At 64.2% G+C, this 13,207-nt stretch carries 12 protein-coding genes; 1 reads left to right on the top strand and 11 read right to left on the bottom strand.

From position 1 onward, the window contains the following. Positions 1 to 9 precede the first annotated feature (9 nt). The 11 genes from BMI90_RS14280 to BMI90_RS14230 form a co-directional block, all read right to left on the bottom strand. Positions 10 to 783, bottom strand: a complete 774-nt coding sequence (locus tag BMI90_RS14280; RefSeq protein ID WP_078530159.1) for an L-iditol 2-dehydrogenase — start codon at positions 781 to 783, stop codon at positions 10 to 12. Continuing rightward, positions 780 to 1,784, bottom strand: a complete 1,005-nt coding sequence (locus tag BMI90_RS14275) for an ABC transporter ATP-binding protein (RefSeq protein ID WP_078530158.1) — start codon at positions 1,782 to 1,784, stop codon at positions 780 to 782. Before BMI90_RS14275 ends, BMI90_RS14280 begins: the two co-directional genes overlap by 4 nt. A gap of 10 nt (positions 1,785 to 1,794) precedes the next feature. Then, positions 1,795 to 2,625, bottom strand: coding sequence for a carbohydrate ABC transporter permease (locus tag BMI90_RS14270; protein WP_078530157.1), 831 nt, complete (start codon positions 2,623 to 2,625; stop codon positions 1,795 to 1,797). Between the two features lie 10 nt (positions 2,626 to 2,635). Next, a complete protein-coding gene (locus BMI90_RS14265) occupies positions 2,636 to 3,508 on the bottom strand; it encodes a sugar ABC transporter permease (protein ID WP_078530156.1) in 873 nt (290 codons plus the stop codon). Between the two features lie 73 nt (positions 3,509 to 3,581). After that, entirely contained in the window at positions 3,582 to 4,901 is a 1,320-nt protein-coding gene (locus BMI90_RS14260; protein ID WP_078530155.1) for a sugar ABC transporter substrate-binding protein, read from the bottom strand. A gap of 114 nt (positions 4,902 to 5,015) precedes the next feature. Next, entirely contained in the window at positions 5,016 to 5,972 is a 957-nt protein-coding gene (locus tag BMI90_RS14255; protein ID WP_078530154.1) for a sugar-binding transcriptional regulator, read from the bottom strand. Further along, a complete protein-coding gene (locus BMI90_RS14250) occupies positions 5,972 to 6,661 on the bottom strand; it encodes an HAD family hydrolase (RefSeq protein ID WP_078530153.1) in 690 nt (229 codons plus the stop codon). The genes BMI90_RS14255 and BMI90_RS14250 overlap by 1 nt, the downstream gene beginning before the upstream one ends. Positions 6,662 to 6,810: 149 nt before the next feature. Further along, on the bottom strand, positions 6,811 to 8,358 hold the full coding sequence (locus BMI90_RS14245) for a Ppx/GppA family phosphatase (protein ID WP_078530152.1): 1,548 nt from the start codon (positions 8,356 to 8,358) through the stop codon (positions 6,811 to 6,813). 39 nt (positions 8,359 to 8,397) lie between these two features. Then, entirely contained in the window at positions 8,398 to 10,563 is a 2,166-nt protein-coding gene (locus BMI90_RS14240) for an RNA degradosome polyphosphate kinase (protein ID WP_078530151.1), read from the bottom strand. Between the two features lie 50 nt (positions 10,564 to 10,613). Beyond that, positions 10,614 to 11,288, bottom strand: a complete 675-nt coding sequence (locus BMI90_RS14235) for a DnaA/Hda family protein (protein WP_078530150.1) — start codon at positions 11,286 to 11,288, stop codon at positions 10,614 to 10,616. A 1-nt stretch (position 11,289) separates the two neighbouring features. Next, the gene (locus tag BMI90_RS14230) at positions 11,290 to 12,405 is read right to left on the bottom strand and encodes an AI-2E family transporter (RefSeq protein WP_078530149.1); all 1,116 of its coding nucleotides are present in this window, start codon (positions 12,403 to 12,405) and stop codon (positions 11,290 to 11,292) included. A 319-nt stretch (positions 12,406 to 12,724) separates the two neighbouring features. Here BMI90_RS14230 and BMI90_RS14225 point away from each other — a divergent pair, with 319 nt between their 5' ends. Further along, a complete protein-coding gene (locus tag BMI90_RS14225) occupies positions 12,725 to 13,201 on the top strand; it encodes a hypothetical protein (RefSeq protein WP_078530148.1) in 477 nt (158 codons plus the stop codon). Positions 13,202 to 13,207 lie beyond the last annotated feature (6 nt).

Below are 13,207 nucleotides of genomic sequence, written 5' to 3'. Positions count from 1 at the left end.
GTGGGCCGGTCAACTCATCCAGTTGCCGCCATCGACATTGAGCGTCTGGGCGGTTATGTATCGGGCGTCGTCGGAAGCGAGAAAAACGCATGGATCGGCGATGTCCTCAGGGCGGCCCATCCGTCCGAGCGGCACGGCCTCGCCGACAAGGCGTTTCTTCTCGCCTGGTGCGCGGTGCTCGTATTTCGCGAAAAGCGCGTCGACCTGATCCCACATCGGGGTGTCGACCACGCCCGGCGCGATGGCGTTCACGCGGATCTTGTGGGGGGCGAATTCCAGCGCGAGCGATTGCGTGAGCGAGATCACCGCCGCCTTGGTCGAACAGTAGATCGCGATGTTCGGCTCGCCCCGCCGTCCGGCCTGCGAGCTGAAATTCACGATTGCGCCGCCTTTTCCGCGCCGCTTCATCCCCGGCACGACGGCCTGAATGGTAAAGAGCGTGCCCGCGACGTTGATGTCGTATTGGCGGCGGTAGTCCTCGAAGGTGATCTCTTCGATCGGGGCCATGTTGAAGACGCCCGCATTGTTCACGAGAATGTCGATCCCGCCCCAGCGTGCCTCGATGGAGGCGACGCCTGCCGCGATCTCCTCGCGGTCGGTGACATCCATCGCGACGGCCATCGCCTCGGGGCCGAGGGCGGCGGCAGTCTCTGCCGCCTCCGCTCCGAGCCGGTCGGCCACGGCGACCCGCGCCCCCGCCGCGACATAGGCCGCGCAGATGGCCCGGCCGATCCCGCGCGCCCCTCCGGTGACGAGGGCGACCTTGCCCGCGAGCGCGCTCATGCGATCCGCATCCCGTCCGCGTCGAAGCGATGGATCTTGTCCTCCTGCGGGGTGAGGAAGATCGTGTCGCCATGGCGCAGGCTGACTTCGCCGCTGGTGCGCACGGTCATGCTCTCGGCGAGCCCGGTGCCCATCACGTGGAAGAACGTGTCCGAACCCAGATGCTCGGAAACGCCGACCGTGCCCTTCCACGCGCCTTCGCTGGGCGAGATCGAGATGTGTTCGGGGCGGATGCCGATGGTATGCGCACCAAGTCTCGCGGCTTCCGCGCCGGTGATGAAATTCATCTTCGGACTGCCGATGAAGCCTGCGACGAAGAGATTGCGCGGGCGCTCGTAGAGTTCGAGCGGAGCGCCGACCTGCTCGATCCGGCCCGCTTGCAGCACCACGATCTTGTCGGCCATGGTCATTGCCTCGACCTGATCGTGGGTGACGTAGATCATCGTCGTGGCGAGGCGGTTATGCAACTCGGAAATCTCCAGCCGCATTCCAACGCGCAGCGCGGCGTCGAGGTTCGACAGAGGTTCGTCGAAGAGGAAGGCCGCCGGTTCGCGCACGATGGCGCGGCCGATGGCGACGCGCTGGCGCTGACCGCCCGAAAGCTGGCCGGGGCGGCGATCGAGGTAATCCCCGAGGTTGAGAACCTTCGCCGCCGCTTCCACGCGCCTGTCGATCTCGGCCTGATCGAACTTCGCCATCTTCAGCGGGAAGGCGATGTTCTTGCGCACCGACATATGCGGGTAGAGCGCATAGCTCTGGAACACCATGGCGAGGCGGCGTTTCGCGGGCACCAGCCCGGTCGCATCCGTCCCGTCGATCGCGATCGTGCCGCTCGTGACATCCTCGAGCCCCGCGATCAGGCGCAGAAGCGTCGACTTGCCACACCCCGAGGGGCCGACGAAGACGACGAACTCGCCATCGTTGATCTCCAGATCGAGCGGCGGGATGACCTCGACCTCGCCGAATTTCTTGGTGACCTTGGAAAGGGTGATCTGTCCCATGTCGCGCCCCCTATTTCACCGCGCCGAAGGTCAGGCCGCGGACAAGCTGTTTCTGAGAGAACCACCCCAGGATCAGGATCGGCGCGATGGCCATCATGGAGGCGGCGGAGAGTTTGGCGTAGAAAAGGCCCTCGGGGCTGGAATAGGAGGCGATGAAGGCGGTGAGTGGTGCGGCGTTCGCAGCCGTCAGGTTCAGCGTCCAGAAGGCCTCGTTCCAGGCGAGGATGACGTTGAGCAGGAGCGTCGAGGCGATCCCCGGTATCGCCATCGGCGTGAGGATATGAATTACCTCCTCGCGCAGCCCCGCCCCGTCCATGCGGGCGGCTTCGAGGATCTCGCCGGGGATTTCCTTGAAATAGGTGTAGAGCATCCAGACGATGATCGGCAGGTCGATCAGGGTCAGGATGATCACCAGACCCGTGCGCGTATCCATCAGCCCGGTGTTCTTGAACAGCAGGAAGATCGGGATCAGCACGCCCACCGGCGGAAGCATCTTGGTCGAGAGCATCCACATCAGCACGTCCTTGGTGCGCTTTCCGGGCACGAAGGCCATCGACCAGGCGGCGGGGATCGCGATGATCAGCCCGAGCACGGTCGAGCCGACCGAGATCACCACCGAGTTCATGAAATGCAGGAAGTAGTCCGAGCGCTCGTTGACCTCGATGTAGTTCTCCAGCGTCCAGTTGAAGAAGAGGAAATGCGGTGGCGTGGCCACGGCCTCCCCTTCGGTCTTGAACGAGGTCAGGAAGGTCCACAGGATCGGGAAGAAGATCAGGAAGGCCACGGCCCAGGCGATGGCGGTCACGATCACGCGGCGGCGGGTGGAAACTCTGCGAGCCATGATATCCTCCTCACGCGTCGAGGTTCTTGCCGATCATCCGCATCAGGAAGATCGCAACGATATTGGCGAGGATGACGGCAATGATGCCGCCGGCGGAGCCTCCGCCCACGTCGAATTGCAGCAGCGACTGGGCGTAGACGAGATAGGTCAGGTTGGTCGAGGCCGTACCGGGCCCGCCATTCGTGGTCACCAGGATCTCGGCGAAGACCGAGAGCAGGAAGATCGTCTGGATCAGGATGACCACGGTCGTCGCGCGCGCCAGGTGCGGCACGGTGATATAGACGAAGCGCGAGATCGCCCCGGCCCCGTCCATCTCGGCCGCTTCCATCTGCTCGCTATCAAGCGATTGCAGCGCGGTCAGCAGGATCAGCGTCGAGAAGGGCAGCCATTGCCAGGCCACGATCATGATGACCGAGAACAGCGGCGCATGGGCGAGGAAATCGAAGGGCGGCAGCCCGAGCGAGGTCGCGATCCAGCCGAAGAGCCCGTTCACCGGGTTCATGAACATGTTCTTCCAGACCAGCGCCGAGACGGTGGGCATGACGAAGAAGGGGGCGATCACCAGGACCCTGACGATCCCCTGTCCCCAGATCGGCTGATCGAGGAGCAGCGCCAGCAGCGTACCGCCGACCGTGGTGATGAGGAGGACGCCCCCGACCAGCACCAGCGTATTGATCAACGCGGTGGTGAAGGCGGGATCGGTGAGGAAATACTTGTAATTGTCGAAGCCGATGAAGTTATGCGCGCCCGGCATCAACAGGTTGTAGTTGAGGAACGAGAAGTAGATCGTCATCGACAGCGGGACGATCATCCAGCCCAGCAGCAGCAGGACTGCCGGTGAGATCATCAGCCGCGATGCGGCGCGTGAATGCTTGGTGGCCATCTCCCCCTCCCTCGTTTGACGGCAGAATTTGGTGGCGGGGCCGGTATGGGGCGGCCCCGCCGGGGTGGGCGGCTTACTTGATGTAGCCTGCCTTCTTCATTTCACGCTCGGTCAGGGACTGCGCGTTCTGAAGCGCCTGATCGGCCGTGATCTGACCCGCGAGGGCCGCCGAGAACTGCTGGCCGACAGCGGTGCCGATCGCCTGGAACTCGGGGATCGCGACGAATTGCACGCCGGTATAGGGCACGTCCTGCACCGAGGGGCTCTTCGGATCAGCCGCGTTGATCGACTTCAGCGTCAGATCCGCGAAAGGCGCCGCGCTGGTGTAGTCGGGGTTCTCGTAGAGCGAGGTGCGGGTGCCCGGGGGCACGTTCGCCCAACCTTCTTTCGAGGCGACGAGCGCGGTGTATTCCTTCGAGGTCGCCCATTCGATGAAGGTCTTCGCGGCGTCTTCCTTCTGAGTGCCCGCCGGGATCGCCAGCGTCCAGGCCCAAAGCCAGTTGCCGTTCTTCGCCACGCCATCCTTGTGCGGGGCCATCGCGAAGCCGACCTGATCGGCGACCTTGCTGTCCTTGGGGTTGGTCACGAAGGAGGCCGCGACGGTTGCGTCCATCCACATGCCGCACTTGCCCTGCTGGAACAGCGCCAGGTTCTCGTTGAAGCCGTTCGACGAGGCGCCGGGCGGGCCGTATTCGTTCATCAGGTTCAGATAGGTGGTGAGGGTGTTCTTCCACTCCGGCGTGTTGAACTGCGGGTTCCAGTCCATGTCGAACCAGCGGCCACCCATCGAGTTGTCCATCGCCGAGAGGAAAGCCATGTTCTCGCCCCAGCCGGCCTTGCCGCGCAGGCAGATGCCGTAGATGCCCGCTTCCTTGTCGGTCATCGCGGCGGCGGCTTTCTCGATGTCGGCCCAGGTCGGGTCCTCGGGCATCGTGAGCCCGGCCTTCTCCATCAGGTCCTTGCGATACATGGTGAAGGAGCTCTCGCCATAGAAGGGCAGGGCGTAGAGGTGATCATCCACCGTCAGGCCCGAGCGGATCGCCGGCAAAAGGTCGTTCACGTCATAGCTGTCGGGCAGATTGTCGAGAGCCACGAGCCAGCCCTGCTTGCCCCAGATCGGAACCTCGTAGGTGCCGATGGTCATCACGTCATACTGACCAGCCTTGGTCGCCACGTCCGTCGTCACCTTCTGGCGCAGGACGTTCTCTTCCATGGTGACCCAGTTCACCTTGATGTCGGGATGCGCGGCGTAGAAGTCATCCATCAATCCCTGCATGCGGATCATGTCGCCGTTGTTTACGGTCGCGACGGTGATGGTGGTCTCTGCCATTGCGCCGCTGGCGGTCAAGCCAAGGACGCACGCGCCCGCGAGCGCGCGAAATTTCATTGTCATGTTTCTCCTCCCAAAGAATCCGAGCAGATGCCCAGAGTATGAGCGAATGCTCACTCATGTGCGATTTTCTGTCAACTCCCTTTTCGAAAACCCTCCGGTTCGTGGGAGAAGAGATTAGGAGAGAAGCGCCTCGGCGGTTTGTTCGGACGTCACCAACCCGTTGAGCAGGCGTCCCTTTAGCGCCGCGCGCAGGGGGGTGACCTTCTCGGGGCCCGCAGCGATCCCGATCGTGTGAGCCCCCTCGCGCCCACCCGGGCGCAAGCCGCCAACACGTCGCGACAGGCGGCTTTCGAGAAAACGCCCCTGCGAATCGAAGCACCAGGAGGCGATCTCGCCCACAGCGCCAAGCGCGCGCTCCTCGCGCAGATCATCGGCCGAGATGAACCCGTCGACGTAAAGCGGCGCGCTCTCGCTCATCTGGCCGACGCCCACGAAGGTCACATCGGCCTCTGCCGCGAGCAATGCGACGATCTTGAGCTGCGGCAGCGCGTAGAAACTGCGCCGGATCTCAGGGTCGTCGAGCAGCACCGGCAGGGGCATCGGGTAGTGGCGTGCGTTCAGCTTGTCGGCCGCCCGCATGATCACGTCATAATTCGACGCGGTCCCGTCGGGAGAGATGTTGCCGATCAGGGAAACGAGCTTGTGCTGCTCGCAATTGATCTTCGGCAATTCTTCGACCATCGCGCGCAGCGCGCGCCCGGTGCCAAGCGCGATCGTCTGCGGTTCGGGCTGGCGCAGGAAACGCTCCATCACGCTCGCCGCGACGGGGGCGATCGCATGGGTGGGATCGGCGCCCTCACCCAAGCGCGGGGCGACACGGACGGTTTTCAGGTCATAGCGCCGTTTCAGTTCGGCCTCGAGCGCGAGGCATCCGGCGATGCGATGCTCCAGCCGGACATGGATCAGCCCCTCCGCCATGGCCTTGGAAACAAGGCGCTGGGCGCGCTGGCGCGAGACGCCAAGCTCTGTCGCGATCTGATCCTGGGTCAGCCCGCCGACATAATAGAGCCAGGCCGCACGCGCTGCCGCATCGGTCGCGCTTTCCTCGGGATCGGGCAGGGGCTTTTTCATCAGCGGGCGGGCTCCTTCGCTTGCAACTCCGGGAATTGCACGAAAAAGCGCGAAAAGCCACCAAGTGTCACCTCGGGAGGCGGCATGCCCTCCGGCAGGTGTACATCGCTCATGTGGCTGCCGCCGGTGAAATGGCACAGACGCATCCCGGCTGCCTGGCCTGCGCGCAGGCCCATCAGGCTGTCTTCGATCACGAGGCAGCGCGCAGGTTCCGCGCCCATCTGGGCTGCGGCGTGGAGAAAGAGATCGGGGGCGGGCTTGCCATTTGCGACCTGCGAGGCGGTGAAGATGCGGCCCGCGAAAGCTTCGGAAAGCCCGGTGAGCTGGAGCGAGCGCGCCACGCGTGCGGGGCTTGAAGAGGTCGCGGCGCAAAACGGCACCGCCAGCCGCGAGAGCACCTCGGCAACCCCCGGCATGATCTTCAGATCGCGCTCGAACGCCACCAGGAGACGGGCGCGGTAATCGGCTTCGAACTGGTCGGGGAGCGTGATGCCGAATTCCTCGCGCACGCGCTGGAGCACCACCGGATAGCTGCGCCCGAGAAAGTTCCGGGCGACAAAGCCCATGTCGATCTCGATGCCATGTTCAGCCAGTTCGGCAATCAGCATCCGCGCGCTGATCACCTCGCTGTCGATCAGCACCCCGTCGCAATCGAAGATGACGAGCTCGATGGCTGCGCCCATGTCCACGTCCCTTCGCTCCCCATGTCCAGTGAGCAACCTATCGCGAGGTTGAGCAATTTCTCAAGCGCCAAGGCGTCCTTGCCCCGCAGCCGCGATCCTGCGCTGGTTGACGCAGCGGCCGCGGAACAGCAGTCCAGACCGCGTCGCGATCTATGTCACGAGATCTTCGCCTCGGCTTTGAGCGCATTGGCAAGAGAGCGGAAACGCGCCTCGGCGACCTCTCCGAAAAGTGCGGTGCCGCGCTTGGTCAGCTTCAGCTCCAGAACGCCCTTCTTGGCCGAATATTGGAGCTCTCCGGCGTCGCCGGGGCTGTGGGTCGCGAACATCGATCCGAAGCGCATCGCCTTGCCCAGCACCTCTGCTTCCTGAATGTCCTCGTCGCTCAGCAGGGGCAGGAACGGTTCAAGGCGCGAGCCGTTGCGAGAGTTCTTGTAACGGTGCAGGAGCGCCACTCCGAGCCAGATCCGCTCGGCATGGGACATGGCCGAGTAATTCGCGCGGGTGACATTCTCGAAACAGGCCTCGGCGCGGTAATCGGGATGCGTGCGCCACGTCGTGTCGTGAAGTAGGCAGGCGGCGCGCACGAGGCGGAATTTCTCGGGCGGCAGCGGACCGAAGATCGGCTCGATGAAGGCGTGCAGTTTCTTGCCAAATCCGGGCATCCGGCTCATCACGCGCTCGGTATGGCGGGCAGCCTCGACCAATGGGTCACGGCGGCGCAGGCGCTCGGGCATCTGCTCGTAGAGCAGACCCTCGCGGATACCGTAGGCCGAGACGTCGATCTCCTTGGGCTGGAAGGTCTCGATCAGCTCGCGCAGCACTTGCGTGGCAAGCGGGACCAGCTCCATCCGCGCGGAGGAGGTGCCGGTCTTGGCCCGCAGCTTCTCGTTGTCGGATTTGGCGATCCAGTCGATCGTCTCCACCAACCCCTCGGGGTCCATCCGGTATTCGTGCAAAACCAGCAGCGGATAGCCGCGCCGCTCCATGTCGAGCCGTGCGATCGCGCGCCACGAGCCACCCACGAGGTAGATGCGTTCGTGATCGGTGCCGACCTGTGCGGCAAGCTCGGCCATCGTGGCCTGGATATGCGCGGTGACGGCCTTCTTGCCGCCCTCGATCTGTTGCAGGCGGAACGGGCCGAGTTGCGAGGTGGCGCGGCGCCAGACCTTCCCGGCGCGGATCTCGGCCAGCTCCATCGAGTTGCCGCCGATGTCGCAGACAAGCCCCTCGGCCTCGGGCCAGCCCAGAAGCACGCCCTGCGCCGAGAGCCTCGCCTCCTCGATCCCGTCGATCACATGGACCTTGAGGCCGGTCTCTTTCTCGATCTGCGCGTGATACTCGGGGCCGTCCTCGGCATCGCGCATCGCGGCGGTCGCAACGCAGGTGAGCGGGCCGATATCCATCCCTTCGGCAAGGGCGGCGAAGCGTTTGAGCGCCACAAGGCCGCGCGCGCGCCCCTCGGGATTGAGCCGACCGGTCTCGGCCAGCCCCTGACCGAGGCCCGCCATTACCTTTTCGTTGAAGAAATAAGCCGGGCTGCGGGCCGCCCCGTCGAAGACCACCATGCGGATCGAGTTCGATCCGATATCGACGACGCCGACGCGCGAAAGCGCGCGCACGGACGGATCGTCGAAGAGCGGCTGACCAAAGGGATCCCAATCGTCGCCATCGGCAAGTTCCAGCGGCGCCTTGTTTTTCGTCATCGAGCCCGTCCGAGTGAGTCGTCCGGCCCCACGCTAGGGCTAGTCGAAGCTGTGGGCAAGTTTCGGAACGTCCTGTGCCCCTGCGGAACCCCGGCCCGAGAGCGAGGGATATTCCATGAAGAACCGGTGGCAGGAGAAGAGATCCTCCTTGCCCTCGGGCAGGTGGCGGATGAACTTGCCGTCGGGTTGCAGGATCCAGCTCTGCGCCTCGTCGGCCATGTTCGCGGACATGATCTGGCCGACGATCTGCGCTTTCACGGTGGGGTTCTTCGCCTCGATCAGCGTCTCGACCCGGCGGTTGAGGTTGCGCCCCATCCAGTCGGCTGAGGAGAAGAACACGCGCGCCTCGTTCGAGGGCAGGCTGTGGCCATTGCCGAAGCAGACGATGCGCGAATGTTCAAGGAAACGCCCGACGATGGATTTCACCCGGATGTTTTCGGACAGGCCCTTGATGCCCGGGCGAATGCCGCAGATGCCGCGGATCACGAGCGAGATCTTCACCCCCGCCTGACTGGCGGCATAGAGCGCGTCGATCACTTCGGATTCGATCAGCGAGTTCATCTTCGCCCAGATCTCGGCGGGCTTGCCCTGCCGCGCGTTCTCGGCCTCGCGCGCGATCAGCTCGAGCAGGCGCGGCTTGAGCGAGATCGGCGAGATCGCGAGGTTTTCAAGCCCTTCGGGCTGCACATAGCCCGAGAGGTAATTGAACACCTTGGTCGCATCGCGCCCCAGCGCCGCGTCGCAGGTGAAGAAGCTCAGGTCCGTGTAGATCTTCGCGGTGATCGGGTGGTAGTTGCCGGTGCCGTAGTGGGTATAGGTCACGAGCTGGTCGCCCTCGCGGCGCACCACGGTCGAGATCTTGGCATGGGTCTTGTAGTTGATGAAGCCGTAGACGACATGCGCGCCCGAGCGCTCCAGCCGGCGCGACTGGCGGATGTTCGCGGCCTCGTCGAAGCGCGCTTTCAGTTCGACCAATGCAGTAACCGACTTGCCGTTCTCGGCGGCCTCGCAAAGTGACGAGACGATCGGGCTGTCCTTCGAGGTGCGATAGAGCGTCTGCTTGATCGCCAGCACGTTCGGATCGTTGGCGGCCTGATCGAGGAAGCGCACCACGAGGTCGAAGGTCTCATAGGGGTGATGCAGAAGGATGTCCTTCTGCTTGATTGCGGCGAACATGTCGCCCTCGTGGTCCTGCACGCGTTCGGGCACGCGCGGGGTGAAGGGCGGCCAGAGCAGGTCGGGGCGCTCGCCCAGAACCAGTTCCTTCACATCAGCGATGCCGACGAGCCCCTTTTCCTCGACCACGTCCTCGGGAGCGACGTGCAATTCGCGCATCACGAGCGCTTGCAGGTCCTCGGGCGCGCCGGCCGAGACCGACATGCGGATGACCTGGCCCCGACGGCGGCGCTTGAGTGCGGTTTCGAATTCGCGCACGAGGTCTTCGGCCTCGTCCTCGACTTCGAGATCGCTGTCACGCAGCACCCGGAACGAGCACGAGCCCACATCCTTGTAGCCCGGAAAGAGCGAGCCGAGATGCAGCATCAGGAGCTGTTCGAGCGGCAGGAAGCGGGCTTCACCGGGCAGGCGCACGAAGCGGTCGATCTGCTGCGGGATCGGCAGCAGAGCCTGCAGGCGGCGATGATCGTTGTCGCGCTCCAGCTCGAGCGCGAGGCAGAAGCCCGTATTGGGGATGAAGGGGAAGGGGTGCGCCGGGTCGATCGCCAGTGGCGAGAGCACCGGGAAGACCTTGTTGAGGAAGTGATCCGAAAGAAAGTCGAGGTCGCGCTTGGTCAGCCGCGAGCGCGACACGACATGGATCCCCTCGCGTTCCATCTCGCGCTTGAGCGCCGACCATGTCGCCTGCTGCGTATCCATCAGGCGGCGAGCATTGGCGTTGATCTTCTCGAGCTGCTCGGCCGGCGACAGCCCGTCGTCGGAAGAGTTCACGTTGCCCTCGCGTACCAGCTCCATCAGGCCGGCCACGCGCACGGTATAGAATTCATCGAGGTTGGTGGCCGAGATCGACAGGAACCGCACCCGCTCGAGAAGGGGCACACGCGGATTGCGCGCCTCTTCCAGCACCCGCCAGTTGAAGGCAAGCCAGCTCAGTTCGCGGTTGAAGAAACGCCCCGGTCCGGTGATCTCCGCTTCGGGCAGCGTGATCGGGGTCGGGAAGGGGGACTTGAGGAAATCGGCTTGTGTCATGGCGCGCTTATCGTTGGAGTTTGTAATGCCTGCGTGACAGTTTGCGCGGCTCAGTCGAGACTGTCCAGCACCTCTGCGGCGAGCCTTTGGGTGATCGCGCGACGCTGCGCGAGCGCCTGCCGGTCGAGCGCGGCGACCAGCTTGCGCGCGGTAGCAAGCGAGCGGTCCATCCGCGTCACCAGCCACGAGATCAGGTTCGGCGCCACGGTCAGCTGGCGGTCGGCAAACAGCTTGACCAGAACCGCGGCCAGAAGCGCGTCATCGGGGGGCGTGATGCGCACCGTCGCGGTCGCTTCCATCCGGCTGATCAGGTCGGGTAGGGTGAGGCCCCAGTCGCGCGGCGGCGTGCGTGCGGTCAGCAGCAGTTGCCCGCCCTCGGCCTGCATCAGGTTATGCAGGTGAAAGAGCGCGCGCTGATGCTCGGGACTTTGCGCGATCGCTTCGGCATCCTCGATCACCGCCGCACCCTGGGCGACCAGGTCGGGGGCCATGTCTTCGGTGAGATCGCGGGCGCGGAGCACGTCCGCTCCGTGCTCGTCGGCCCAGATCGCGGCGAGATGCGTCTTGCCCGCTCCCTCGGGCCCGATCAGGATCATCCGCCCCAGCGGCCAGGCCTCTGGGCTGTCCAGCGTGGTCAGCGCCAGCGCATTCGCGGGGGCGATGAAGAAGTCCTCGCGCCCCTGCGCGGAACGCAGATGCAGCGGGAAGGTCAACTGCTCGGCCATTTCAGCTCTCGTTGTCGCTCGTCTCGGCTGCGCCCGTGCCGGTCCCTGTCTCCGCTGGAAGGCTTTGCGCCGACAGGCCGCGATAGAGCGCCCCATGCAGATATTGGTCAATGAAGAAACGCGCAACCACTCCGATCACCGCCGCGACCGGCACCGCGACCAGCATTCCGACGAAACCGAAGAGCGTGCCGAAGGCGGAAAGCGCGAAGATCAGCCAGAGAGGATGAAGCCCCACGGAATCGCCGACGAGTTTCGGCGTCACGAAATTGCCTTCGAGAAACTGGCCAAGCGCGAAAATGCCCGCGACGATCCCGATATTGAGCCATTCGCCCCAGAACTGGAACAGCGCCAGCCCGATCGCGAGCGTACCGCCTATGATCGCGCCGATATAGGGAATGAAGGTCAGCGCACCGGCAACCGAGCCCACGAGCAGCCCGAAATCGAGTCCCGCCGCCATCAGCGCCACCGCGTAGAAAGTGCCGAGCACGAGGCAGACCGTGACCTGCCCGCGCACGAAGCCCGACAGCACCCGGTCGATATCGCGGGCGATCTGGCGGATCGTGTCGACATGATCGCGCGGCAGCCAGGCATCGATCTTGGCCACCATCCGGTCCCAGTCGAGCAGCATGTAGAAGGCCACCACCGGCACCACGACGATGAAGACGACGATATTGACCACCGTCATCGCCGAACTCAGCACCGTCGCAGCCAGCTCTCCGCCGCGCGACTTGATCGCGTTGCCCAGCGAATTGAGCGTGTCATTGACCACGGAGTTCTGCAAAAGGTCCGGGAAACGCTCGTTCAGGAAGCCCTGGAACGAGCGCAGCAGATCGGGCGCCAGCGCCACGAGCTGGCCGAGCTGGCGCACCAGCATCGGCACGATGGCCAGCGACAGCACCACGAAGACCAGCACCGCGATCAGCGCGATGATCGCCGTCGAGGCCGCCCGCGACAGACCGAGCTTTTCCAGCCGGTCGGCCAGCGGGTCGAGGAAATAGGCGATCGCACCGCCCATGATGAAGGGCAGGATCACATTGCCCAGCCACCACAGCGAGAACACAAGCACCAGCGTGGCGACGGTCCAATAGGTGATCTGCTGGCGAACAGGCAGGGCCATTGCGGCTCCTTTGCGAAAGGGCGTTGTCCTAACGTGGCGAAACGGCGAGGGAAATCAAGGGGTGAGCCGCGTCTCGAAAGGCTTCCAGTGGAAGCCTTTAGCGGCGAACGCGCCGTGCGTCACGGCGCCGGGCCACAGGCAGCCGCACCTTGGGGGGCTTGTTTGGAGTGCCAAGGATCGGCCTCGGCCCGGGGCTGGTCACCCCGCGCCGAGGGTCGAGGTGAGATGAGCTATTCTACCACGGAAGGGGACTTTTGAGCGTGGGGGAGGGGCGTTAGGCTCGTTATATTTACAAAGGTTGGGATATTTCGGAGGCCGTATGCATAACCACTATAAAGACATTCTTTCTCGTATCGTCGCCCCACCCGACTGGTTCGACGAAAATGCCGTGCCGCGCTGGGGGCGTTTCTCTCCGCTCTCGGTGGCGAATGTCTATGCAAAAGAGACGGCCTTGGCTGAGATTTGCTGCCAGGCTTGCCGGCACAGTTTTCAGGTCGCCTTCTCGGAACTGAACATGCAACCGCCACGGCTGCGAAACGCAGCGGGCGGAGAGCTTATGCGACTTGCCGAAATCATTGAGGCAGGGCTTCTGCATTACGGCGATCCGCCCAATATAGACTGCTGCGGTCCCGGGCCGACAATGAACTCTGTGCCACTGAGGGTGCTCGAATACTGGCATCATCCGCCGACCCCTTACAATCTGCCGCGCGAGCAGTTCGAGCGCTATCTAGAGGTCTCTCTCGAAACAAAGGGATGGGTGCGGGACCCGCGCTACGAGGTCGCCTTGCGCGGTTAGCCATCT

The organism is Thioclava sp. L04-15 (genome assembly GCF_002020275.1).
GTDB classification, from domain to species: domain Bacteria; phylum Pseudomonadota; class Alphaproteobacteria; order Rhodobacterales; family Rhodobacteraceae; genus Thioclava; species Thioclava marina.
This window is presented reverse-complemented; position numbering and strand designations above follow the sequence as displayed.